Genomic DNA, 25,089 nt, shown 5'->3' with positions numbered 1-25,089 from the left:
AGCCCCACGAAGTCCCCTCGGGAGCGGCCGAGATCGACGCCACACCCGATTGGCTGGATTGGCTGCATGCCGATCCGTCGAGCGCTCCGACTAGCACGCGCCACTACGATAAGAAGCCCTCTCGGTGATGTCGAGCACGCGTTCGGGCGTCAGGTTTTCCGCGATCACCCGCTCGACGATCACCACATCCAGCCACTCCCCTTCCAGCTGCGCGTGCTTCTCGTAGATGCCCACTTCGCGAAAGCCGCATCGCGCGCATAACGCACGGCTTGCCGCATTGATCGGGAAGATCTGCGACAACAGCTTCCAGTAGCCCAGGCGGCGCGCTTCCGCAATCAACGCTCCCAGAAGTTCCAGGCCGATGCCACGACCTCGCGATCCGCGTTCGAGGTAAATCGAGAACTCTCCGATTCCGGCGTAACAGGCGCGCGGGCGATAGCAGCTGATATTGGCCCAGCCCAGCACGGTGCCGTCGGCATCGGTTGCGACCAGATACGGCATGAGACCCTGCGCTCCCAGCTTCTCGCGGATGTCCTCGGCACCACGCGGCTGGGTCTCGAATGTCGAACGGCGCTCGGCGATCCCCTGGTTGTAGATCGCGGCGATGGCTTCGGCATCGTCCCGGGTGGCGATTCGAATCGGCATGCAGCGGCCCTCCTGTTTGTTGTTGGCGGCAACCATGTACTCAAACACCCCGCGACGCGCGGAAACACACCGGCTTACTCGGACGCTGCAGTTGGAGGTGTATCCGAATGAAACCGCCGCGCGGCGGCGTCAGCGAAGCGGCGGATCACCGCGGCGGCGCTGGCCCGGGTCTGCGCGTCGACGTCGGCCACGATGGCCTTGTGCTGCCTGAGCAGATCCGCCTTGATTCGGGCATGCAAGGCATGGCCGGACGCGGTGACTTCGAGCAGCCACGCACGTTGGTCCGTCGCGTCGGCCTGGCGCCTGACATGGCCTTTGCGCTCCAGCGCATCGACGACGCGGCTCATCGTGCTCTTGTTCAAGAAGAGCCGCCTGGCGACATCCCCCGCCCGCAGCGGGCCCTGCTCCACCAAGGTCTCCAGGACATGGCACTGGGTCACCGATATGCCAAGACAGGACACCTGATCGCGGTCCCGAAACTGATAGAGCCTCACCAGATCGGATACCGCTTCGCTCAGCGCCCGGGCATCGTCGTCGAGCTTGGCAGTGCGTGCGGCGGACATCGGAACATGGACCGAATTGGTTGTTACCCGCAACCATATGCAGGGCGCGACTCTCCTTCAAGACGAAGTGCCATCAAACAAAATAATTCAATAAATGATGTATCATCGAACTATGAACGAAGAACGCGCTGTCTCCGCCCTGAGTGCCCTGGCCCACACCCAACGCCTGCGCGTGTTCCGTGCCCTGGTCGTGGCCGGTCCGGAGGGCATGACGCCCAGCATTCTCGCCGAGCGCCTCGATGTCGCCCGCAACACCTTGTCCTTCCACTTGAAGGAACTGGCGCATGCCGGACTGGTCAGCATTGAGCAGCAGGGCCGCAACCTGATCTATCGCGCCGAATACGGCCATATGAACGGCTTGATCGGCTATCTCACCGAGCACTGCTGCCAAGGTGGCGTCTGCGAGGTCATTGAGGCTTCCCCTTCCACTCGCTGCGACTGCTGACATCATGACGACCGACACCACCTACAACGCGCTGTTCATCTGCACGGGCAATTCGGCCCGTTCCATCCTTGCCGAAGGCCTGCTCAACGGACTGGGCAAGGGCCGCTTTCATGCCTATTCGGCCGGCAGCCACCCCAAAGGGGAGGTCCATCCGCTGGCGCTGGCGACGCTGGAACGGCTGCGCCTGCCGACGGCGGGTTACCGCAGCAAGAGCTGGGACGAATTCGTGACCCCCGCTGCGCCGAGGTTCGACTTCATCTTCACCGTCTGCGACAACGCCGCTGGCGAGGCGTGCCCGCTATGGCCGGGCACGCCGGTGTCCGCCCATTGGGGCGTACCCGACCCGGCCGCGGTCGAGGGTTCTGAGGAACAGCAGCAAAAGGCCTTTCTCGACGCTGCAGTCACGCTGCGCAGGCGCATCGACCTGTTCCTGTCGCTGCCTCTGCAGCGCCTCGACAGCATGTCCTTGCAACGCGAACTGCGCGATATCGGCCAGCAGTGAGGCAGGCGCCATGAGCACCGACACCGACGTCTCCGGCCACTTGCCAGCACCCTCCGCCATGAGCGGCTTCGAGCGCTACCTGAGCGTGTGGGTGGCGCTGTGCATCATCGTCGGCATCGCGCTGGGCCAGTTCGCGCCGGGGGTGTTTCAGGCCATCGGCCGGATGGAAGTCGCCCAGGTCAACCTGCCGGTCGGCGTGCTGATCTGGATCATGATCGTGCCGATGCTGCTGAAGGTGGATTTCGCCGCGCTCGGCCAGGTCAGGCAGCACTGGCGCGGCATCGGCGTGACATTGTTCGTGAACTGGGCGGTCAAGCCGTTCTCGATGGCCCTGCTGGCGTGGATCTTCATCCGCCACGCGTTCTCGCACTGGTTGCCGGCCGAACAACTGGACAGCTATATCGCCGGCCTGATCCTGCTGGCCGCCGCGCCGTGCACGGCGATGGTGTTCGTATGGAGCCGACTGACCGGCGGCGACCCTGTGTTCACGCTGTCGCAGGTCGCCCTCAACGACACCATCATGGTGTTCGCCTTCGCCCCCATCGTCGGCTTGCTGCTGGGACTATCATCGATCACGGTGCCATGGGCCACGCTGCTGGTGTCGGTGGCGCTATACATCGTCATTCCTGTGGTCCTCGCGCAACTCTGGCGGCGGGCACTGTTGCGCAGGAGCCAGGGCGCCTTCGAGCGAACGCTGCAGCGCATCGGCCCGCTGTCGATCGCGGCGTTGCTGCTGACGCTGGTGCTCCTGTTCGCCTTCCAGGGCAAGGCCATCATCGCGCAGCCGCTGATCATCGCCATGTTGGCGGTGCCGATCCTGATCCAAGTGTTCTTCAATTCCGGCCTGGCGTACTGGCTCAATCGCCAGGCCGGCGAGAAACACAGCATCGCAGGCCCGTCGGCACTGATCGGCGCCAGCAACTTCTTCGAACTGGCGGTCGCCGCTGCCATCAGCCTGTTCGGCTTCCACTCCGGCGCGGCACTGGCCACGGTGGTCGGGGTGCTGATCGAAGTGCCGGTGATGCTACTGGTGGTGCGTGTGGTCAACCGCTCGCGCGGCTGGTACGAGCACCATACCCTCGCACGGTGATCCCGCCGCGCGCGCCATCGGCGACGGCACGATTCACCACCATCCCGAACAGCGCGGCGTATGCGGCATGCCGGACGCGCTTGGCAACGGCCGATGCCGACGCCGTTCGCAGCCGTTCGCGTCCTACCGGGGCGAACGCGCAGTGGCGGCAAATGCCCGCTGCAGGCGCCGGAACGTCGCCCGCAACTGCCAGCGCGCCGACCACGGCAGGTGCGCCAGCGCGGCGCGCGCGTCCAGCGCCGGCAGATCGCCGGTCCAGGCGAACACCACGTGGTTGTCCAGTTCCGGCTCGTCCATGCGCAGCACCCGGCCGCCGAAGATCTTGCGCAGGTGCGCCACGTGCTGGCGGGTGTCGGTGTCGTACAGGTTCACCGCCAGCACGCCGCCGGGCGTCAGCGCGGCATGGCAATCGTCGTAGAAACCGCGCGTGCGCATCGCCGCGGGGATGCCGTCGGCATCGTAGGCGTCGAGCAGCAGCAGGTCGTAGCGGCCGCGGCGCTGCGGCAGCAGTTTCGCACCGTCGCCGTGCAGCGCCTGGAAACGCGCGTCGTCGGCCGGGATGTGGAAGGCGTCGCGCAGCGCCAGCACGTCGGCATCGGCCTCGATCGCCTCGATGCGCGCCCGCGGCAGATGCCGGTAGCAGAACTTGGCCTGCGAGCCGCCGCCCAGGCCGACGATGCCGATGCAGCGCGGCTCCGGCCGCAGCAGCAGAGCGCCGAGCATGCTGCGGGTGTAGTCCACTTCCAGCACGTGCGGCCACCAGGTGAGCATCCGGCTTTGCGTCACCTCGCCTTTGAACTGCAGGCTGGTGTAGCGCCAGCCGCGCTCCACGTACGGCCGTCCCGGGCGCAGCGCCTGCGTCTGCGCGCGGTCCGGCCGCAGCAACTGGCGCAGCGTGGCCCAGCGGCCTGCGCCGCCGCCGGAGGCCGCGCTCACGGCTTGGCGATGAGGTTGGCCACGCCGTGCGGCACATGCCCGGCGGCCACCCGCTCGCGCGCGGCGCTGTCGATGTTGTGCTGCGAGTCGTCGAAGAAGATGTCGGCGCCGAACGCCTGCAGGAACGGCCCCTTGTGGCGGCCGCCCAGGAACAGCGCCTCGTCCAGGCGCACGCCCCATTCGCGCAGCGTGCGGATCACCCGCTCGTGCGCCGGCGCCGAGCGCGCGGTGACCAGCGCGGTGCGGATCGGCGAGGCTTCGCCGGCCGGGAACGCGGACTGCAAGGCATGCAGCGCGGACAGGAAATTGCGGAACGGCCCGCCGGTCAGCGGCTCGCGCGCGTTCTCGCGCTCGTAGCGGCCGAACGCCTCCACGCCCTGCTCGCGCGAGAAGCGCTCGCCCTCGTCGCCGAAGATCACCGCATCGCCGTCGAAGGCGATGCGCAGCTGCGTGGACAACCGCTCCGAATCGATCGCTCCGGCCGCCGCGGCCGCTTCCTGCGCATGCTCGCCCGGCGGCTTGGGCAGGATCGTCGCCGCGGCGATGCCGTGGCTCAGCGCGCGCCGCACCGATTCCGGATTCGCCGACAGGAACAGGTCGGTGCCGAACGGCTTGACGTAGGGCCAGGTGGCCTCGCCGGAGGTAAAGGTGGCGCGGACGATGCCCAGTCCGTAGTGCTGGATCGAATTGAAGATGCGCAGCCCCGTATCGGCGGAATTGCGCGACAGCAGGATCACCTCCACCGGCGGCGTCTCCGGCGGCGTGCCCTGGTTCAGCGCCAGCAGCTTGCGCACCACCGGGAACGCCACGCCCGGCGCCAGCACATCGTCCTCGCGCTCGCGCTGGTACGCGCTGTACGCCTCCACTCCCTGCTGCTCGAACAGGGCATGGCCCTCTTCCAGATCGAACAGGGCACGCGAGGTGATCGCGACGGTTAGCAGGCGGGGGGAGTTGTCGGACATGGGAGCAGGGATTCGGAATTGGGGATTCGGGATTGGCAAAAGCGGCTTACTGGAGCGGAACGTAAAGGAGTAGAGCGTCGGAGCGGCAGACCCGCCGTTGCGAATCCCCAATCCCGACTCCCCAATCCCCGCTTTCAAACCATAAATTGCTCGCTCAAGATCCGCTCCTCCAGGTTGTGCTCCGGATCGAACAGCAGGGTGACCAGGCGGTCGCGCGATTCGCGGATGGTGACTTCGACCACGTCGCGGGTTTCGTGCGAGTCGGCGGTGACGCTGACCGGGCGCTTGTACGGATCGAGCACGCGCAGGCGCACTTCGGTGTCGGCCTTGAGGATCGCGCCGCGCCAGCGCCGTGGCCGGTACGGGGCGATCGGGGTCAGCGCCAGGGTGTGCGACCCCAGCGGCAGGATCGGGCCGTGCGCCGAGGAGTTGTAGGCGGTGCTGCCGGCCGGCGTGGCCACCATCACCCCGTCGCAGATCAGTTCGTCGACGCGGGTCTGGCCGTTGAGGTCGATGCTGACGTGCGCGGCCTGGCGGGTCTGCCGCAGCAGCGACACTTCGTTGTAGGCCAGCGAACCGGTGGTGGTGCCGGACTCGGTCTGCGCCAGCATCTCCAGCGGCCGCAGCTTGGCCGGCTCGGCCTGCGCCAGCCGCACCACCAGATCGTCGTCCAGATACTGGTTCATCAGGAAGCCGACCGTGCCCAGTTTCATGCCGAACACCGGTTTGCCCAGGCCGCCGTGACGATGCAGGGTCTGCAGCATGAAGCCGTCGCCGCCGAGCGCGCACAGCACATCGGCGTCGGCCGGCGCATGGTCGCCATAGCGCGCGATCAGCTGGTCGCGCGCCGCGAGCGCGGCTGGCGCGGTGCTGGCAAGGAAACAGATGCGGGGAGAAGACGGCAGGACAGGAACGTTCATGCCGCGATCATACCCGGCACGCCGTTACGCGCGCGCGGCCATCCCGGCGGCGCCGACGCTAGCGTCCGGACGCGTAATCGTCGTAGACAGTGCGCGCGGCCTGTTCCTGCATGTCCTGGCGGACCGACGCCGGCACGACGGCGATCAGGCGTTCGCGGACCTGCTGCGCCAGCTGCGCGGACTTGATGTCGCCCATGCCCTCGCCCTGCCGCGCATCGGCCAGACACAACCAGTACCAGGCGCGTGCGACATCCCGGCATGGCTGCGGACCAAAGGCCTGGATCCAGGCCAGTTCGGGTTCCCAGCCCGCGCCTTCGCGCCAGCCGCGCGCGCCCCATTGCGCCAGCAGCGCGGCATGATCCGGTTCGGTGCCGATGCCCAGAAAGCAACGGCGGCCATATTCGCGGTAGGCGACGCTGAAGCGATTGTCCAGCCAGGTGCGGGCGTAGACCGCGCGCTTCAATGCGGCCAGCGCCGCGACCGGCTCGCCGCTGGCATCCAGGTGCAGAAACCAGGCATACGCGGCATCGCCGAAGGATTTCCTGGACAGCGCGCGCAGCGGCGCCAGGTTGCCTTGCCGCTGTTGCTGCAACGCACGCTGCAGCCGCACCTCCAGCGAAGGCCGCCGGGCCAGGAGCACCAGCAGCAGCACGACGCACGCGGGAATCAGAAGGTAGAGCATGGTCTCTGCCGGCGCGAAGCCGCGGAACGCGAAGCGGACGGTACGCGGGGAACCGGACTGGCCAGCGCCAGGGCAAACGGCCCCACGCGCATGGCCATGGGCATCATGCGACGTGCGCCGGCATCGCGACAAGCGCGACGCCTGCGATCACGCCCCTTTCGTGAAAGAGGCATGGCGACGGCCGCAGCGACCGGGCCGCAGGGCCCGGCGCTGCCGACCTGCGCGTCGGGCCCGCGTCGCGGGCCCGCGCACGGGTCACACCCCGTGCGCCGCCAGTTGGCCCAGCCGCTGCACCGCCACCGACACCGTCGGGTAGTCCAGCGCCTTCTGCGCCGAGAGTTCCTGCAGCATGTTCAAGGTGAAACGCAGGCTGCTGTCGTCGCGCTGCAGCCACTGCTGCACCTTGGCCTCGGCATTGCCGCCCGGCAACGCCAGGGCCTGCCCGGCCAACGCGCTGTGGTGCTTGGCCAGTTCGTCGCGCAGCACGCCGCGGGCCACCGCATGCCAGCGGCCGTTGACCTCCAGCGCGTCGATCTGCTCGAACAGCCACGGCAGCTGCAAGGCCTCGCCGAGGCGGAAATGCACCTTCGACACCTCCACCGGCTTGAGCTTGCGGGTGCGTGCCATCTCGATGATGTCGAACGCCGGCTCCAGGAAGCGCAGTTCCGACAGCTGCTGCGCCAGCGCCGGCGGCAGGCCCTTGTCCTGCCATTCCTGCACCAGCGCCTCGTACAGCGGACGCTGCGAGTCCGACAGCACGCCGGAGGCGACGCGGATGTCGTTGAACGGCTCGTGGTAGCGCTCCACCGCCGCGGTGATGCCGGGCATCGGGCCGGGACGGAACAGCAGCCAGCGCACGAACGCGCGCTGCAGCTTCCAGATCACTTCCAGCGCATCGATCTGCACCGACTCGGGCACCTGCCCGTCCAGCGCGTCGATCTGCGTCCACAGCGCGCGCGCGTCCAGCGTCTCGCGGCTGATCGTGTACGCCTTGGCCACCTCGCCGATGCTGCGCCCGGTGTCTTCCTGCATGCGCATCAGGAAGGTCGCGCCCATGCGGTTGATGGTGGTGTTGGTGACCGCGGTGGCGATGATCTCGCGCTTCAGCCGGTGCCGCTCCATCGCATCGGCGTACTTCTTCTGCAGCGGCTGCGGGAAGTAGCGCTGCAGCTCCTTGGACAGGTACGGGTCCTCGGGAATGTCCGATTCCAGCAGCTGCTGGAACGCGACCAGCTTGGAGTAGGACAGCAGCACCGCCAGCTCCGGCCGGGTCAGGCCCTGGCCGCGCGCCTTGCGCGCGGAAATCTCCGCGTCCGACGGCAGGTATTCGATCTGCCGGTCGAGCAGGCCCTGCGCTTCCAGGGTGCGGATGAAGTGCTGCTTGGAGCCCAGGCGCTTGACGCTCATCCGCTCCATCAGGCTCAGCGCCTGGTTCTGGCGGATGTTGTCCCACAGCACCAGCTCGGCGACCTCGTCGGTCATCGACGCCAGCAGCGTGTTGCGCGCCGCCACGGTCAGCTTCTTGGCCTGCACCACGTCGTTGAGCAGGATCTTGATGTTGACCTCGTGGTCGGAGGTGTCCACGCCGGCCGAGTTGTCGATGAAGTCGGTGTTGAGCAGCACCCCGACCTGCGCGGCCTCGATGCGGCCGAGCTGGGTCAGGCCCAGGTTGCCGCCTTCGCCGACGATCCTGCAGCGCAGCTCGCCGCCGTTGACGCGCAGGCCGTTGTTGGCGCGGTCGCCGACATCGCCATGGGTCTCGCTGGCGGCCTTGACGTAGGTGCCGATGCCGCCGTTCCAGAACAGGTCCACCGGCGCCTTGAGGATCGCGTTCATCAGCTCGTTCGGCGAGAGCTGCTTGACGCCCGCTTCCAGGCCCAGGGCCTCGCGCACCGGCGCGCTGATCTCGATCGACTTCAGCGTGCGCGGATAGAGGCCGCCGCCGGCGCTGATCAGCTTGGCGTCGTAGTCGGCCCAGCTGGAGCGCGGCAGCTTGAACAGGCGCTCGCGCTCGGCGAACGAGGCCGCGGGGTCCGGATTCGGATCCAGGAAGATGTGGCGGTGGTCGAACGCGGCCAGCAGGCGGATGTGCCGCGACAGCAGCATGCCGTTGCCGAACACGTCGCCGGACATGTCGCCGATGCCGACCACGCTGAAGTCCTCGCTCTGGCAATCGCGGCCCAGCGCACGGAAGTGGCGCTTGACCGACTCCCAGGCGCCGCGCGCGGTGATGCCCATGCCCTTGTGGTCGTAACCGACCGAGCCGCCAGAGGCGAACGCGTCGCCCAGCCAGAAGCCGTGGTCGATCGCCAGCCCGTTGGCGATGTCGGAGAACGTGGCGGTGCCCTTGTCGGCGGCGACCACCAGGTACGGATCGTCCTGGTCGTGGCGCACCACCTGCGGCGGCGGCAAGATCTTGCCGCCGACGATGTTGTCGGTGATGTCGAGCAGGCCCTGGATGAACAGCTTGTAGCAGGCGATGCCTTCGGCCAGCACCGCGTCGCGGTCGCCACCGGCGGGCGAGCGCTTGCAGAAGAAGCCGCCCTTGGCGCCGACCGGCACGATCACCGTGTTCTTGACCATCTGCGCCTTGACCAGGCCCAGCACCTCGGTGCGGAAATCCTCGCGCCGGTCCGACCAGCGCAGGCCGCCGCGCGCCACCGCGCCGAAGCGCAGGTGCACGCCTTCCACGCGCGGGCCGTACACGAAGATCTCGCGGTACGGGCGCGGCTTGGGCAGCTCCGGCACCTTGGCCGAATCGAGCTTGAAGCTGATGCAGTGGCCCAGGCCGCCGTCCTTGCCGGTCTGGTAGTAGCTGGTGCGCAGGGTCGCTTCGATCACGCCCTTGAAGCTGCGCAGGATGCGGTCCTCGTCGAGGCTGGCGACCTGGTCGAACAGCTTCAGCAGCGCGGCATTGGCCGCCTCCAGCTGCGCATCGCGGTCGCCGCGGCGCGCGTCGATCACCGGTTGCAGCGCCTTCAGCGCGCCTTCGTCGCCGGCCGCCAGCAGGTGCAGCTGCGCCGTCAGCGCGGCCTGGCCGTCGGCGATCTGCGCCTTGCTCTCGTTGCCGGTGGCCGGATCGAAACGCGCTTCGAACAGTTCCACCAGCAGCCGTGCCAGCAGCGGATAGCGCGTGCAGGTCTCTTCGACGTAGGCCTGCGAGAACGGCACCCCGGTCTGCAGCAGGTATTTGCAGTAGCCGCGCAGGATCGCCACCTGGCGCCAGCCCAGGCCGGCGCCGACGATCAGGCGGTTGAAACCGTCGTTCTCGGCATCGCCGCGCCAGATGCGCACGAAGGCTTCGCACAGCGGCGCGTCGGCGCGCTCGACGTCGATGCTGCCGGCCAGCGGCTCCACTTCGAAGTCCTGGATGTACAGCAGCGTGCCGTCCACGGTCAGCCGGTACGGGCGCTCGGAGATCACCCGCAGGCCCAGGTTCTCCATCATCGGCAGCACGTCCGACAGCGGCAGGTCGTCGCGCTGGCGGTACAGCTTCAGGCGCAGGCTGTCGGCGCCGTCGCGGCGCAGCGCCTGCAGGCTCAGGTGCAGGTCGTCGGGACCGCGCAGCGCGGCCAGGCGCTCGACGTCGCGCGCGGCGATCTGCGCGGTCGATTCCTCGATGTAGCCGGCCGGCAGCGCGCGGCCGTAGTTGGCCGCCAGGCGCAGGCCGTCGCGCTCGCCGCGGCTGGCGACCAGCGCCTCGCGCAGGTCGTCCTGCCAGTTGCGCAGCAGGTGCGCCAGGCGCGCTTCCAGTTCGGTGGTATCGAATTCCAGCGCTTCGCCGGGCTTGGGCCGCACGATCAGGTGCAGCTGCGCCAGCGGCGATTCGCCCAGCACCACGCTGGAATCGATGTATTCGCCGTGCAGCGCGTCCTTCAGCAGGGCCTCGATGCGCAGGCGCACGTCGGTGTTGAAGCGCTCGCGCGGGATGTACACGAGTGCGGAAATGAAGCGGCCGTACTTGTCGCGGCGCAGGAACAGGCGGCTGCGCACCCGCTCCTGCAGGCCGAGGATGCCCATCGCGGTGCGGTATAGCTCCTCCTCGTTGGACTGGAACAGTTCCTCGCGCGGCAGCGTCTCCAGGATGTGGCGCAGCGCCTTGCCGCTATGGCTGCTCGGGGTCAGCCCGGACTTGCGCATCACGTAGTCGTGGCGCTCGCGCACCAGCGGGATCTCCCACGGCCGGCGGTTGTAGGCGCTGGACGTGAACAGGCCGAGGAAACGCTGCTCGGCGACGATGCGGCCCTTGGCGTCGAACTCCAGCACGCCGATGTAGTCCATGTAGCCGCTGCGGTGCACCCGCGAGCGCGCGTTGGTCTTGGTCAGGATCAGCGCTTCCTTGATCCCCGATTCGCTGAGGCCGTGCGCGGCCAGCGTGCGCACCGGCCGCGCCGGCGACTTGTCGTGGCCGCGCAGCAGGCCCAGGCCGCTGTCCTCCAGCGGCGCCAGCACGTCTTCGCCGCCCTGCTTCTCGACCCGGTATTCGCGGTAGCCGAAGAAGGTGAAATGGTCGGCCGCGGCCCAGCGCAGGAATTCCTGCGCCTCGCGCCGGCCCTTGTCGTCCACCGGCAGGCGCCGCGTGGTCAGGTCGTCGGCCAGGGTCAGCATCTTCTCGCGCATGCCGCTCCAGTCGCGCACGATGTTGCGCACCTCGCCGAGGATGCGCTGGATCGCCGCGTCCACCCGCGGCATGTCCTCCGGCGGCTGTCGGTCGATCTCCAGCAGCATCAGCGATTCCGGCTTGCCCTCGCCGACCGTCTCCAGCTTGCCGCCCTTGTCGCGGCTCATGCGCAGCACCGGGTGGCCGAGCACGTGCACGCCGATGCCCAGCTCCGACAGCGCCATGCTCACCGAATCCACCAGGAACGGCATGTCGTCGTTGACGATCTGCAGCACCGTGCGCGAGGACTCCCAGCCGTCTTCCTTCAGGCTCGGATTGAACACCCGCACGTTGAACGTGCCCGGCTTGCGCTTGCGCGCGAACTCCAGCATCGACGCCGCCAGCGCGGCCCATTCCGGCGCGCTGTGGTGGGGGAACTCGTCCTCCTCCATGCGCTTGTAGAACTCCTCGGCGAAGGCCTGCGCCTCGGCCTGGCGGCCGCCCGGGTAGCGCTGGCGCAGGGCCGCGTACACCGGCTCCAGGCTGAAGCCGCCGGCGGAAGCGGCCGGCACGGCGTCGATCACCCGCGAATTGGCGGTGGCGCGCGCCGCGCCGCGCTTGTTCGCGACCGGTGCGGCCTTGGCCTGCTTGGCCGACGGCTTGGCGGACGCCTTGGACGAGGGGGAAGCGGGCTTGGACGCGGACTTGCTGGAGGATCCGGCCGAGGACGTGCTGGAACGGGAAGCGTCTGATTTGGGTTTCATGACGGGGAGCAACAACGATGCTCGTTGGGAAAGCCAGAATTGTACCGGTGGCGCGTTCAACTACCTTGCTGCATGGCGCAAACCAGCGCCGGGAACGAAACGACGCGCCATATCGGGCAAAGTCGCGCGCGCCGCCGTCACGCCGTCATAACTTCGTGCAGCGGAGCGTCGCCGATGCCGGGACTTGTCGCGATCGGCGCGCCGATGTCAAGGCTGTTCCAATTCTAAACTGGACGGTATAGTCCACATTCAATGACCGCCTCCCCTGCCCCGTCCCGCCTGCCTCAGGCGCGCGATCAGCGCGTGTACGCCGCCGTGCGCGAACTGTTGGCCCAGGCCGGCATGCGTCTGAGCATGGACGCGGTGGCCGCCCGCGCCGGCTGCTCCAAGCAGACCCTGTACAGCCGCTACCGCAGCAAGCAGGACCTGCTGCAGCGGGTGATGCAGGACCATACCGAACTGAGCGCCACGCACCTGGGTCCGGCGCAGGGCGAACTGCGCGGCAGCCTGCTGCGCTTCGCCCGCGAGTACCTGGAGCAGCTGTCCGAGCCGAGCGTGCTGCAGAGCTGCCAGCTGATCGCGGCCGAATCGCGGCATTTCCCCGAGCAGGTCCGCGCGCTGTTCCGCGACAGCGCCGAGGCGCTGATGCAGCGCCTGAGCGAGCGCCTGCAACTGGCGGTGGCCGCCGGCCAGCTGCGCCATGACGATCCGCACTTCATGGCCGAACTGCTGTTGAGCATGATCGTCGGGATGGATTTCGAGCGCCAACGCTTCCATACCGCCCATCGCAGCGACGCCGCCGCGCAGCGCGCCTGGGCCGAATTCGCCGTCGACGGTTTCCTGCGCGCGTTCGCCGCGCCACCTGCCCCTTCCCTTTCGTTTTCGACACCAGACCGGAGTACCACCCGATGACCTCCCCGTTGCGTTCTCTCGCCCTGGCCTGCGCCGTCGTGGTGGTGTTGGCGTCCTGCAAGAAACAAGAAGAACAGCAGGCCATGCCGCCGCCGGAAGTGGGCGTGCTGGAAGCCAAGCCGCAGACGCTGCCGTTGCAGCGCGACATGGTCGGGCGCCTGTCCGCCTACCGCAGCGCCGACGTGCGCGCCCGCGTGGCCGGTGTGCTGGAAAAGCGCCTGTACACCGAAGGCACCGACGTGAAGGAAGGCCAGCCGCTGTTCCAGATCGATCCGGCGCCGCTGCGCGCCTCGCTGGCGTCGGCGCAGGGCCAGCTGGCCGCGGCCGAGGCCACCTACGCCAACGCCAAGGTCGCCGCCACCCGCGCGCGCAGCCTGGCGCCGCAGGCCTACGTGTCCAAGTCCGATCTGGACACTGCCGAGGCCACCGAACGCACCTCGGCCGCATCGGTGCAGCAGGCGCGCGCCGCGGTGGACACCGCACGCATCAACCTGGGCTACGCCACCGTCACCGCGCCGATCGCCGGCCGCGCCGGCAAGCAGCAGGTCACCGAAGGCGCGCTGGTCGGCCAGGGCGACACCACCCTGCTGACCACGATCGACCAGCTCGACCCGCTGTACGTGAACTTCTCGATGAGTTCGGACGAACTGGCGCAGCTGCGCCAGGCGCAGACCCAGGGCAACGTGGCGCTGAACGACGAGGGCAAGTCGACCGTGCAGGTCAAGCTCGGCGACGGCAGCGTCTATGCCCAGTCCGGCACGCTGGACTTCTCCGACACCGCGGTCGACCCGAGCACCGGCTCGGTGACCCTGCGCGCCCTGCTGCCCAATCCGGACCGGGTGCTGCTGCCCGGCGCGTTCGTCAGCTTCGCCGCCAACCTGGGCCAGCGCAACAACGCCTACCTGATCCCGCAGGAAGCGATCCAGCGCGACGCCAAGGGCGCCTACGCGCTGGTGGTCGGCAAGGACGGCAAGGTGCTGCGCAAGGACGTGGTCACGGTCGGCCAGCAGGAGGGCAAGTGGATCGTCGGCTCCGGCCTGGCCGCCGGCGACCAGGTCATCGTCTCCGGCCTGCAGAAGGCCAAGGAAGGCGCGCCGGCCAAGGCCACGCCGTGGACCCCAGGCGCTCCGGGCCAGGCCCCGGGCGGCGCCGCGCCGCAGGGCCAGGCGCCCGCTGGCGCCGCGCCGCAGGACAAGGCCGCCGGCCAACCGCAGGGCGCAGCGAGCGGCGACACGCCGGCCGCCGCGGCCGATTCCAAGCCCGAGCAGCAGTAACGGACCCCCGCCATGCCTAAGTTCTTCATCGAACACCCGGTCTTCGCCTGGGTGGTGGCGATCCTGATCTCGCTCAGCGGCGTGATCGCCATCCTCAACCTCGGCGTCGAATCCTATCCCTCGATCGCGCCGCCGCAGGTCACCGTCACCGCGACCTACCCCGGCGCCAGCGCCGACACCACCGAGCGCTCGGTCACCCAGGTGATCGAGCAGCAGCTGACCGGCATCGATCACCTGCTGTACTTCAGCTCCTCGTCCTCCTCCAGCGGCACCGCCACCGTCACCCTGACCTTCGAGACCGGCACCAATGCCGACATCGCCCAGGTGCAGGTGCAGAACAAGGTGTCGCTGGCGACGCCGCGCCTGCCCTCGGAAGTGACCGCGCAGGGTGTGGTGGTGGCCAAGGCCAACGCCGGCTTCCTCAGCGTGATCGCGCTGCGCTCGGAAAACCCGTCGATCGACCGCAGCGCGCTCAACGACATCGTCGGCTCGCGCGTGCTGGAGCAGATCTCGCGCGTGCCCGGCGTCGGCAGCACCCAGCAGTTCGGCGCCGAATACGCGATGGACATCTGGCTGAACCCGGAAAAGCTGCAGGGCTATCACCTGTCGCCGAGCCAGGTGTACAACGCGATCAGCGCGCAGAACGTGCAGTTCGCCGCCGGCTCGATCGGCTCCGATCCGGCCCCGTCCGGGCAGTCGTTCACCGCCACGGTCACCGCCGAAGGCCGCTTCAGCTCGCCCGAGCAGTTCGAGAACATCATCCTGCGCGCGGACAGCAACGGCAGCGTGGTGCGGCTGAAGGACGTGGCGCGGGTCGCGTTCGGCCCGACCAGCTTCGGCTTCGACACCCAGTACAACGGCAAGCCGACCGGCGCGTTCGCGATCCAGCTGCTGCCCGGCGCCAATGCGCTGAGCGTGTCCGAGGCGGTCAAGGCCAAGATGGACGAGCTGCAGCCGAGCTTCCCGCAGGGCGTGAGCTGGTTCACCCCGTACGAAAGCACCACCTTCGTGCGGATCTCGATCGAGGAAGTGGTCAAGACCCTGGCCGAGGCGATCGTGCTGGTGTTCCTGGTGATGCTGGTGTTCCTGCAGAACTTCCGCGCCACCATCATCCCCACCCTGGTGATCCCGGTGGCGCTGCTGGGCACCTTCCTGGGCATGTGGGTGATCGGCTTCACCATCAACCAGCTGACCCTGTTCGCGATGGTGCTGGCGATCGGCATCGTGGTCGACGACGCGATCGTGGTGATCGAGAACGTCGAACGCATCATGTCCGAAGAGCACCTGGCGCCGAAGGCGGCCACGCAGAAGGCGATGACCCAGATCACCGGCGCGGTGGTGGCGATCACCGTGGTGCTGGCGGCGGTGTTCATCCCCTCGGCGATGCAGCCCGGCGCGGCCGGCGCGATCTACAAGCAGTTCGCGATCACCATCGCCATGGCGATGGGGTTCTCGGCGTTCCTGGCGCTGAGCTTCACCCCGGCACTGTGCGCGGCGTTCCTGAAGGCCACCCACAACGAGAACCCGAACTGGGTGTACCGCAACTTCAACAAGTACTACGACAAGCTGGCGCACCGCTACGTCGGCGCGGTCGGCGGCACCATCCGCCGCGCGCCGCGCTGGATGGCGGTGTTCGCGTTGCTGGTGGTGCTGTGCGGCTTCCTGTTCACGCGCATGCCCGGCAGCTTCCTGCCCGAGGAAGACCAGGGCTTCGCGCTGGCGATCGTGCAGTTGCCGCCGGGCGCCACGGTCGGCCGCACCAACGAGGTGTTCGCGCAGATGCGCGGCGTGCTGCAGCAGCAGAAGGCCGTGGAAGGCATGCTGCAGGTGGCCGGCTTCAGCTTCCTGGGCCGCGGCGAGAACGTCGGCATGGGCTTCATCCGGCTCAAGCCGTGGGCCGACCGCGACGTCACCGCCACCGACCTGATCCAGCAGTTGAACGGGATGTTCTACGGCATCAAGGGCGCGCAGATCTTCGTGGTCAACCTGCCCACGGTGAACGGGCTGGGCCAGTTCGGCGGCTTCGACATGTGGCTGCAGGACCGCACCGGCGCCGGCGAGGAGGCGCTGACCCAGGCGCGCAACATCCTGCTCGGCAAGGCCGCCGCGCGCCAGGACGCGCTGGCCGGGGTGCGCCCCAACGGCCTGGAGAACGCGCCGCAGCTGCAGCTGAGCGTGGACCGCGTGCAGGCGCAGTCGATGGGGCTGTCGGTCAGCGACATCTACCAGTCGATCCAGATGATGCTGGCGCCGGTGTACGTCAACGACTTCTTCTACGAAGGCCGCATCAAGCGCGTCAACATGCAGGCCGACGCACCGTTCCGCACCGGTCCGGAATCGCTGCGCAACTTCTACGTGCCCAGCAGCAGCGCCACCGACAGCGACGGCCTGCCGCAGATGATCCCGCTGAGCACGGTGGTGAAGTCGAACTGGATCTACAGCTCGCCGTCGCTGAGCCGCTACAACGGCTATTCGGCGGTCAACGTGGTCGGCAACCCGGCCCCGGGCGGCAGTTCCGGCCAGGCGATGAGCGCGATGGAGGAGATCGTCAACAACGACCTGCCGCCGGGCTTCGGCTTCGACTGGAGCGGCATGTCGTACCAGGAGATCATCGCCGGCAACAGCGCCACGCTGCTGCTGGTGCTGTCGATCGTGGTGGTGTTCCTGTGCCTGGCAGCGCTGTACGAAAGCTGGTCGATCCCGGTCTCGGTACTGCTGGTGGTGCCGATCGGCGTGCTCGGCGCGATCACCTTCTCGCTGCTGCGCGGCCTGCCGAACGACATCTACTTCAAGATCGGCATGATCACGGTGATCGGCCTGGCGGCGAAGAACGCGATCCTGATCGTGGAGTTCGCGGTGGAGCAGCGCGCGGCGGGCAAGACCCTGCGCGAAGCGGCCACGGAGGCGGCGCACCTGCGCTTCCGTCCGATCCTGATGACCTCGTTCGCGTTCATCCTCGGCGTGCTGCCGATGGCGATCTCCACCGGCGCCGGCGCCAACGCGCGCCACTCGATCGGCACCGGCGTGATCGGCGGCATGGTGTTCGCCACCTTGCTCGGCGTGCTGTTCATCCCGCTGTTCTTCGTGGTGGTGCGGCGCATGCTCGGCGACAAGCTGGACGAGCCATCGAAGGAGTACGTGGCGATCCAGCAGGAAGGGCAGAACCGGAACCAGCCGGATCGGTGAGGGGCCGGGATTGGGGATTGGGGAGTCGGGATTCGTCAGGAATCCCGGGTCCTTGAGAGCTTCAGGTTCCTGCAAACAAAAAAAGCGGCCTTATCGGCCGCTTTTTTTTCGCCGGTTCCGGCACTGCCTGCCGCAGCGCCGGTCCGATTCCCCATTCCCGACTCCCTGTTCCCAGCTCTCAACGCAATCCGGTTTCGTTGCGGGCGATCACCAAGCGCTGGATTTCAGAGGTGCCTTCGTAGATCTCGGTGATCTTGGCGTCGCGGAAATAGCGCTCCAGCGGCATTTCCTTCGAGTAGCCCATGCCGCCATGGATCTGCACCGCCTGGTGGGTGATCCACATCGCCGCTTCGGACGCGGTCAGCTTGGCCACCGAGGCTTCGGTGGTGAAGCGCTGGCCCTGCCCCTTCACCCATGCCGCGCGCAGCGTCAGCAGCAGCGACGCGTCGAGCTTGCACTTCATGTCGGCGATCTTGGCCTGGGTCATCTGGAACGCGCCGATCGGCGAGCCGAACGCCTTGCGCTCCTTCACGTAGTCCAGGGTGGCCTGGTAGGCGGCGCGGGCGATGCCGATCGCCTGCGAGGCGATGCCGATGCGGCCGGCGTCGAGCACGCTCATCGCGATCTTGAAGCCCTCGCCCGGCGCACCCAGAACCTCGTCCGGGCTCGCCACGTAGTCCTGGAATTCGATCTCGCAGGTGGCCGAGGCACGGATGCCGAGCTTGGGCTCGGTCTTGCCGCGGTGGAAGCCGGGCTTGTCGGTGTCGATCACGAACGCGGTGATGCCGCGCGAGCCCTGCTCCGGGTCGGTGACCGCGAACAGCACGATGTACTTGGCGACCGGGCCGGAGGTGATCCAGCTCTTCTTGCCGTTGATCACGAAGCTGCCGTCGTCCTGGGGCACCGCCCGGCAACGCATCGCGGTGGCGTCGGAGCCGGACTGCGGCTCGGTCAGCGCGAACGCGCCGATGTGGCTGCCGTCGGCGATCGCGCGCACGTACTTCTGCTTCTGCGCCTCGTTGCCGTTCTTGAGGATGCCGGCGCAGAACAGCGAGTTGTTGACCGACACGATGGTGGAATGGGCGGCGTCGCCGGCGGCGATCTCGACCATCGCCAGCACGTAGGCGATCGGGTCCATGCCGGCACCGCCGTATTCCTCCGGCACCTCGATGCCCATCAGGCCGTTCTCGCCGAGCAGGCGGATGTTCTCCAGCGGGAACTCGCCGGTGCGGTCGTGATGCTCGGCGCTCGGGGCGATCCGTTCCTGGGCGATGCGTCGCGCCACGTCCTGGATCATCAATTGCTCTTCAGTAAAGCTGAAATCCACGTAGAACCCCTCCCGGGCTGTCTGGTGCGCCATTGTAGCCACCCAGACCATACGCAGGCGTGTGCACGACTTGACCCGATGCGTCCGCGGGACCAGAATATCTCTATATCGCGATAGGAAGATATTATGGATCTGGAGGACTGGTCGACCCGGCTGAAGGTGTTCGCCGATGCGACCCGGGTGCGCCTGCTGGCCTTGCTGGAGCAGGAAGAGCTGACCGTGGCCGAGCTGTCGGCGATCACCCGGCTGGCGCAACCGCGCGTGTCCACCCACCTGGCCAAGCTGAAGGAGGCCGGGCTGGTGCGCGACCGCCGCGCCGGCGTGTCGGCCTACTACCGCTTCGACGAGGCGCAGCTGGACCCGGCGCAGCGCGCGCTGTGGCTGGCGCTGAGCACCGGCAGCGACGATCCGCTGCTGCGCCAGGACGCCGAGCGCGTGGCCGCGGTGCTGGCCAACCGCGCCGCCGACCAGAACTGGGCCGACTCGGTGGCCGGCGACATGGAGCGCCACTACTCGCCCGGGCGCACCTGGGAAGCGCTGGCGCGCACCGCGTTGCCGCTGCTGGAAACCGGCGACGTGCTCGACATCGCCTCCGGCGACGGCGTGCTGGCCGAACTGGTGGCCCCGCATGCGCGCCGCTACGTGTGCATCGACACCAGCGCGCGGGTGGTGGCCGCGGCCAGCGAACGCCTGCGCCGGCTCGGCAACGTGGAAGTGCGCGAAGGCGACATGCACGCGCTGCCGTTCGCCGACGCCAGCTTCGACCTGGTGGTGATGATGCACGCGCTGACCTACGCGGCCAAGCCGGCGCAGGCGGTAGCCGAATCGGCGCGGGTGCTGCGCCCCGGCGGGCGCCTGCTGCTGTGCAGCCTCGCCCGCCACGAACACAAGGCCGCGGTGCAGGCCTACGGCCACGTCAACCTGGGCTTCGCCTCCAAGGAACTGCGCAAGTTCGTCGACAAGGCCGGGCTGGACGTGTCCAGCCTGGAAACCGTGACCCGCGAGAAGCGGCCGCCGCATTTCGAGGTGATTTCGTTGATTGCGGTGAAGCCGGGATTCGGGAATGGGGATTCGGGAATCGTCAAAGCAAAGGCAGGAGCAGGCGCGTGAGCATCTCTGACGTTTCTTCCCAGTCCCAGGTCCCCTGGCTGCATCCGCAGCGCACGCAGAAGCTGCTGCAGGCGCTGTCCGAACGCATCCTGATCATCGACGGTGCGATGGGCACCATGATCCAGCGCCACGACCTGCAGGAGGCCGACTACCGCGGCGAGCGTTTCGCCGCCGGCTATGACGGCGCGCACGTGCATGGACCCGGCTGCGACCACGCGCCGCAGGGCCACGACCTGAAAGGCAACAACGACCTGTTGCTGCTGTCGCGGCCGGAAGTGATCGCCGGCATCCATCGCGCCTACCTCGACGCCGGCGCCGACCTGCTGGAAACCAACACCTTCAACGCCACCTCGATCAGCCAGGCCGACTACCACCTGGAACATCTGGTCTACGAATTGAACAAGGCCGGCGCGCAGGTCGCGCGCGCGTGCTGCGACGCGGTCGAGGCGCTCACCCCGGACAAGCCGCGCTTCGTCATCGGCGTGCTCGGCCCGACCAGCCGCACCGCCTCGATCAGCCCCGACGTCAACGATCCCGGCTTCCGCAACACCAGCTTCGACGAACTGCGCGGCACCTACCGCGAAGCGGTCGAGGGCCTGATCGACGGCGGCGCCGACACGCTGATGGTGGAAACCATCTTCGACACGCTCAACGCCAAGGCGGCGCTGTACGCGATCGAGGAAGTGTTCGACGCGCGCGGCGGGCGGCTGCCGGTGATGATCTCCGGCACCATCACCGATGCCTCCGGGCGCACCCTGTCCGGGCAGACCGCCGAGGCGTTCTACGCCTCGGTCGCGCACGGCCGGCCGCTGTCGGTGGGATTGAACTGCGCGCTCGGCGCCAGCGACCTGCGCCCGCACGTGGAGACGCTGGCGCGGATCGCCGACGGCTACGTCAGCGCGCATCCCAACGCCGGCCTGCCCAACGCCTTCGGCGAGTACGACGAGACCCCGGAGGAAATGGCGGCGACCCTGAAGGAGTTCGCCGAATCCGGCCTGCTGAACCTGGTCGGCGGCTGCTGCGGCACCACCCCGGCGCATATCCAGGCGATCGCCGAGGCGATGCGCGGGCTGCGTCCGCGCACGCCGCTGGCGGCGCAGGCCCAGGCACAGGCCGCCTGAGATGCGCACGCGCCCGCTATCGCTTCACGCATTCGCAGTGCACGCGCGCCGTCCGGTGTGCGCTGCGCCCGTCGGTCGCGCGCGCGCGGCCACGGCAACGATCCCGAAAGGCTGAGCCCATGTCCGTCCGCATTACCCGCCTGTCCGGCCTGGAGCCGCTGCTGCTGACCCCGGACCTGCTGTTCGTCAACGTCGGCGAGCGCACCAACGTCACCGGCAGCGCGCAGTTCCGCAAGCTGGTCAAGGAAGAACGCTACGAGGAGGCGGTGGAGGTGGCGCGCCAGCAGGTCGCCAGCGGCGCGCAGATCCTCGACGTCAACATGGACGAGGGCCTGATCGATTCGGAGAAGGCGATGACCCGCTTTCTCAACCTGATCATGTCCGAGCCGGACATCGCGCGCATCCCGATCATGGTCGACTCCTCCAAGTGGAGCGTGATCGAGGCCGGGCTGAAGTGCCTGCAGGGCAAGAGCGTGGTCAACTCGATCTCGCTGAAGGAAGGCGAGGCGGTGTTCGTCGAGCACGCGCGCAAGGTGCTGCGCTACGGCGCCGCCGCGGTGGTGATGGCGTTCGACGAGCAGGGCCAGGCCGACACCTGCGCGCGCAAGGTCGAGATCTGCAGCCGTGCCTACCGGATCCTGACCGAGCAGGTCGGCTTCCCGCCGGAAGACATCATCTTCGACCCGAACATCTTCGCCGTGGCCACCGGCATCGAGGAACACGACAACTACGCGGTGGACTTCATCGAGGCCACCCGCATCATCCGCAAGACCCTGCCGCATTGCCACGTGTCCGGCGGCGTGTCCAACGTGTCGTTCTCGTTCCGCGGCAACGAGACCGTGCGCCAGGCGATCCATTCGGTGTTCCTGTACCACGCGATCGCCGCGGGCATGGACATGGGTATCGTCAACGCCGGCGGCATGCCGATCTACGACGACCTCGACCCGGACCTGCGCGAACGGGTGGAGGACGTGATCCTCAACCGCCGCCGCGACGGCACCGAGCGCCTGCTGGAGATCGCCGAGCGCTACAAGGGCAAGAAGGGCCAGAGCAGCGTCGAGGACCTGAGCTGGCGCGAAAAGCCGGTGCGCGCGCGGCTGGCGCACGCGCTGGTGCACGGCGTGGACGCCTACGTGGAACTCGATACCGAGGAAGCGCGGCAACAGTCCACGCGCCCGCTGGACGTGATCGAAGGCCCGCTGATGGACGGCATGAACGTGGTCGGCGACCTGTTCGGCGCCGGCAAGATGTTCCTGCCCCAGGTGGTCAAGTCGGCGCGGGTGATGAAGAAGGCGGTGGCCTACCTGCTGCCGTACATCGAGGCGGAAAAGCTGCGCACCGGCGACACCGGCAAGTCCAACGGCAAGATCATCATGGCCACGGTCAAGGGCGACGTGCACGACATCGGCAAGAACATCGTCGGCGTGGTCCTGGCCTGCAACAATTTCGACGTGATCGACCTGGGGGTGATGGTGCCGACCCAGACCATCCTCGACCGCGCGCGCGCCGAGAACGCCGACATCATCGGCCTGTCCGGGCTGATCACCCCGTCGCTGGAGGAGATGAGCCACGTCGCCCGCGAGATGCAGCGGCAGGGCTTCTCGATGCCGTTGCTGATCGGCGGCGCCACCACCTCGCGTGCGCACACCGCGCTGAAGATCGACCCGCATTACGGCGCGCCGACGGTGTGGGTCAAGGACGCCTCGCGCGCGGTCGGCGTGGCCCAGTCGCTGATCTCCAAGGACCTGCGCGCCGCGTTCGTCGCCGCCAACGACGCCGACTACGCCGAGATCCGCCAGCGTCACAAGAACCGCGGCGACGCCAAGCGCCTGGTGTCGCTGGAAAAGGCGCGCGCGCAGCGCTTCGACGGCGGCTGGGACGCCTACACGCCGCCGGTGCCGAAGCAGCCGGGCCTGCACGTGTTCGACGACTATCCGCTGCCCGAGCTGATCGACCTGATCGACTGGACCCCGTTCTTCCAGGCCTGGGAACTGGCCGGCAAGTTCCCGGCGATCCTCAGCGACGCGGTCGTCGGCAGCCAGGCCAGCGAGCTGTACCGCGACGCGCGCGCGATGCTCAAGCGCATCGTCGCCGAGAAGTGGCTGACCGCCAAGGCGGTGTTCGGGCTGTGGCCGGCGAATAGCGTGGGCGACGATGTGGAGGTGATCCTGGAGGATCACCGGGATTCGGGAGTCGGGATTGGAGATTCGCAACAGCCCGCCCAATCCCCAATCCCCAATCCCCAATCCCGGCTTCTCCTGCATTTCCTGCGCCAACAAGTCGACAAGCCGGTCGAACGGCCCGATTTCTGCCTGGCCGATTTCATCGCGCCCAAGGACAGCGGCAAGCAGGACTGGATCGGGGCGTTCGCGGTCACCGCCGGCATCGGCATCGAGCCGCACGTGGCGCGGTTCGAAGCGGCGCACGACGACTACAACGCGATCCTGCTCAAGGCGCTGGCCGATCGCCTGGCCGAGGCCTTGGCCGAGCGCCTGCACCAGCGCGTGCGCCGCGAATTCTGGGGCTATGTCGCCGACGAGGCGCTGGACAACGAGGCGCTGATCGCCGAGAAGTACCGCGGCATCCGCCCTGCCCCCGGCTATCCGGCCTGCCCCGAGCACAGCGAGAAGAAGACCCTGTTCGCGCTGCTCGACGCCGAACGCAACGCCGGCATGGCGCTGACCGAAAGCTTCGCGATGCTGCCGACCGCGGCGGTGTCCGGCTATTACTTCAGCCATCCGCAGAGCCAGTATTTCGTGGTCGGGCGTCTGACCAAGGAACAGGTCGCCGACTACGCGCGGCGCAAGGGCGTGCCGCTGCTGCAGGCCGAGCGCTGGCTGGCCTCGAACCTGGACTACGATCCGGAGTGAGCCGTGACGGGCCCGCCGCCGGTCGCCGCCCGCGTGCAGTCGCCGCAACGCACTCCCTGAGCAAGGCCTCCAAGCCATCGGAACTGTCCCCATGAAGGTCGTGGTCACCGGCAGCAGCGGCCGCATCGGCCGCGCGATCCACATCCGCCTGTCGCGGCAGCACCGCGTCGACGGCTTCGACAGCGCGCCATCCTCCACCGCCGCCTGGGTCGGCGACCTGGCCGACAGGGCGCTGCTGGCGCGTGCGATGCAGGGCGCGGACGCGGTGGTGCACACCGCGGCGCTGCACGCACCGCATGTGCCGCACGTCGGCGCAGCCAGGTTCCGCCAGGTCAACGTCGATGGCACCCGCCGCGTGCTCGATGCGGCGAGCGCGGCCGGCGTCGGTCGCATCGTCTTCACCAGCACCACGGCGCTGTACGGCAGCGCCGCCAGCCCCGTCGACACGGCCGCCTGGGTCGACGAAGAACTGGCGCCGCAGCCGCAGACCATCTATCACCACACCAAGCTGGAGGCCGAAGCGCTGCTGCGCGAGGCGGCCGCCCAAGGCGGGCCGAGCGTGCGCATCCTGCGCATGTCGCGCTGCTTCCCCGAACCGGCCAATCTGATGGCGGTGTTCCGCCTGCACCGCGGCATCGACGCGCGCGACGTCGCCGATGCGCACGCGGCGGCACTGGCCCATGCCGGCCCGGTCGCAGCGACCTTCGTCGTCTCCGGCGCCACGCCGTTCCTGCGCGAGGATTGCCAGGCGCTGCACCTCGACCCGCAGGCGCTGCTGCGGCAGCGCGCGCCGTTGCTGGTCGACGCGTTCCGGCGCCGCGGCTGGCCGCTGCCGACGCGGATCGACCGCGTCTACTCGGCACAGCAGGCGCTGCAGGCGCTGGACTGGCGACCGCGTTACGGCTTCGAAGAGGTGCTGGCGCACTACGACCAGCACGTGCCGGAGGTCCTGCCACCCGACGACGGCGAGCCCGCACGCGAGTGAGCGCGCGTCGGCATCGGCGCAGCCTCCTGCACCCAACTCCGCGAGTCGCTGCGCGCCGGACCCTCACCCCAACCCCTCTCCCGACGGGAGAGGGGCTTACGGCTATTCCCATCGCCCCTCGGGACCATGGCCCCCTTTTCGGGGGAAGGTGCCCCGCAGAGGCAGATGAGGGGACGGGCGCAGCCTCCTGCACCC

The 25,089-nt window shown here is 68.4% G+C and carries 18 protein-coding genes; 10 read left to right on the top strand and 8 right to left on the bottom strand.

Features of this window, described 5'->3' with window-relative positions:
- Positions 1-90: 90 nt before the first annotated feature.
- Both AB8810_RS10570 and AB8810_RS10565 read right to left on the bottom strand, forming a co-directional pair.
- The gene (locus AB8810_RS10570; RefSeq protein WP_369916453.1) at positions 91-681 is read right to left on the bottom strand and encodes an arsinothricin resistance N-acetyltransferase ArsN1 family A; all 591 of its coding nucleotides are present in this window, start codon (positions 679-681) and stop codon (positions 91-93) included.
- Between the two features lie 38 nt (positions 682-719).
- On the bottom strand, positions 720-1,208 hold the full coding sequence (locus tag AB8810_RS10565) for a MarR family winged helix-turn-helix transcriptional regulator (protein WP_369916452.1): 489 nt from the start codon (positions 1,206-1,208) through the stop codon (positions 720-722).
- A gap of 112 nt (positions 1,209-1,320) precedes the next feature.
- On the opposite strand from AB8810_RS10565, the gene AB8810_RS10560 reads away from it, so the two are divergent.
- Genes AB8810_RS10560 through arsB form a run of 3 tightly spaced genes read left to right on the top strand, consistent with a single transcriptional unit; the run spans position 1,321 to position 3,245 of the window.
- Positions 1,321-1,653 (top strand): helix-turn-helix transcriptional regulator, encoded by a 333-nt coding sequence (locus tag AB8810_RS10560; protein WP_225209658.1) that lies wholly within the window; start codon positions 1,321-1,323, stop codon positions 1,651-1,653.
- Positions 1,654-1,657: 4 nt separating this feature from the next.
- A complete protein-coding gene (locus AB8810_RS10555) occupies positions 1,658-2,155 on the top strand; it encodes an arsenate reductase ArsC (protein ID WP_369916451.1) in 498 nt (165 codons plus the stop codon).
- A 10-nt stretch (positions 2,156-2,165) separates the two neighbouring features.
- Positions 2,166-3,245 (top strand): ACR3 family arsenite efflux transporter, encoded by a 1,080-nt coding sequence (gene arsB / locus AB8810_RS10550; RefSeq protein WP_369916450.1) that lies wholly within the window; start codon positions 2,166-2,168, stop codon positions 3,243-3,245.
- 123 nt (positions 3,246-3,368) lie between these two features.
- Here the strand turns inward: arsB and AB8810_RS10545 are convergent, their stop codons facing one another.
- The 5 genes from AB8810_RS10545 to AB8810_RS10525 form a co-directional block, all read right to left on the bottom strand.
- Positions 3,369-4,181: a transferase gene (locus AB8810_RS10545; RefSeq protein ID WP_369916449.1), complete on the bottom strand. Its 813-nt coding sequence runs from the start codon at positions 4,179-4,181 to the stop codon at positions 3,369-3,371.
- Positions 4,178-5,143 (bottom strand): 5'-nucleotidase, encoded by a 966-nt coding sequence (locus AB8810_RS10540; RefSeq protein ID WP_179565081.1) that lies wholly within the window; start codon positions 5,141-5,143, stop codon positions 4,178-4,180. Before AB8810_RS10540 ends, AB8810_RS10545 begins: the two co-directional genes overlap by 4 nt.
- Before the next feature lie 134 nt (positions 5,144-5,277).
- Entirely contained in the window at positions 5,278-6,048 is a 771-nt protein-coding gene (locus tag AB8810_RS10535) for an NAD kinase (protein ID WP_179565650.1), read from the bottom strand.
- Positions 6,049-6,121: 73 nt separating this feature from the next.
- Positions 6,122-6,745 (bottom strand): hypothetical protein, encoded by a 624-nt coding sequence (locus tag AB8810_RS10530; protein WP_369916448.1) that lies wholly within the window; start codon positions 6,743-6,745, stop codon positions 6,122-6,124.
- Between the two features lie 255 nt (positions 6,746-7,000).
- Positions 7,001-12,109 (bottom strand): NAD-glutamate dehydrogenase, encoded by a 5,109-nt coding sequence (locus AB8810_RS10525; protein WP_369916447.1) that lies wholly within the window; start codon positions 12,107-12,109, stop codon positions 7,001-7,003.
- A gap of 252 nt (positions 12,110-12,361) precedes the next feature.
- On the opposite strand from AB8810_RS10525, the gene AB8810_RS10520 reads away from it, so the two are divergent.
- From AB8810_RS10520 to AB8810_RS10510, 3 genes are read left to right on the top strand one after another with little or no spacing between them, the layout of a single operon-like run.
- Entirely contained in the window at positions 12,362-13,021 is a 660-nt protein-coding gene (locus tag AB8810_RS10520) for a TetR/AcrR family transcriptional regulator (RefSeq protein WP_179565087.1), read from the top strand.
- Entirely contained in the window at positions 13,018-14,295 is a 1,278-nt protein-coding gene (locus AB8810_RS10515; RefSeq protein ID WP_206256909.1) for an efflux RND transporter periplasmic adaptor subunit, read from the top strand. Before AB8810_RS10520 ends, AB8810_RS10515 begins: the two co-directional genes overlap by 4 nt.
- A 12-nt stretch (positions 14,296-14,307) precedes the next feature.
- Positions 14,308-17,481: a multidrug efflux RND transporter permease subunit gene (locus AB8810_RS10510; RefSeq protein ID WP_179565091.1), complete on the top strand. Its 3,174-nt coding sequence runs from the start codon at positions 14,308-14,310 to the stop codon at positions 17,479-17,481.
- 178 nt (positions 17,482-17,659) lie between these two features.
- Here AB8810_RS10510 and AB8810_RS10505 read toward each other — a convergent pair whose 3' ends face one another.
- Complete coding sequence (locus AB8810_RS10505) at positions 17,660-18,841, bottom strand: acyl-CoA dehydrogenase family protein (RefSeq protein WP_369916446.1); 1,182 nt, start codon at positions 18,839-18,841, stop codon at positions 17,660-17,662.
- Positions 18,842-18,934: 93 nt separating this feature from the next.
- Here AB8810_RS10505 and AB8810_RS10500 point away from each other — a divergent pair, with 93 nt between their 5' ends.
- The 4 genes from AB8810_RS10500 to AB8810_RS10485 all read left to right on the top strand — a co-directional run bounded on the left by AB8810_RS10500 (position 18,935) and on the right by AB8810_RS10485 (position 24,894).
- Positions 18,935-19,918 carry a metalloregulator ArsR/SmtB family transcription factor gene (locus AB8810_RS10500; protein ID WP_179565095.1) on the top strand — a complete coding sequence of 328 codons (984 nt, stop codon included), beginning with the start codon at positions 18,935-18,937 and terminating at the stop codon, positions 19,916-19,918.
- Positions 19,915-21,039, top strand: a complete 1,125-nt coding sequence (locus AB8810_RS10495; RefSeq protein WP_179565097.1) for a homocysteine S-methyltransferase family protein — start codon at positions 19,915-19,917, stop codon at positions 21,037-21,039. Before AB8810_RS10500 ends, AB8810_RS10495 begins: the two co-directional genes overlap by 4 nt.
- A 119-nt stretch (positions 21,040-21,158) precedes the next feature.
- Positions 21,159-23,909, top strand: coding sequence for a methionine synthase (gene metH / locus AB8810_RS10490; RefSeq protein ID WP_179565100.1), 2,751 nt, complete (start codon positions 21,159-21,161; stop codon positions 23,907-23,909).
- Positions 23,910-24,000: 91 nt separating this feature from the next.
- Positions 24,001-24,894 carry an NAD-dependent epimerase/dehydratase family protein gene (locus tag AB8810_RS10485; protein ID WP_369916445.1) on the top strand — a complete coding sequence of 298 codons (894 nt, stop codon included), beginning with the start codon at positions 24,001-24,003 and terminating at the stop codon, positions 24,892-24,894.
- The last annotated feature ends 195 nt before the right edge of the window (positions 24,895-25,089 follow it).

The organism is Xanthomonas sp. NCPPB 3005, assembly GCF_041228095.2.
GTDB classification, from domain to species: Bacteria; Pseudomonadota; Gammaproteobacteria; order Xanthomonadales; family Xanthomonadaceae; genus Xanthomonas_A; species Xanthomonas_A bonasiae.
Note: the sequence above shows the minus strand (reverse complement) of the source record. Positions and strands in the feature narration are given on the sequence as shown.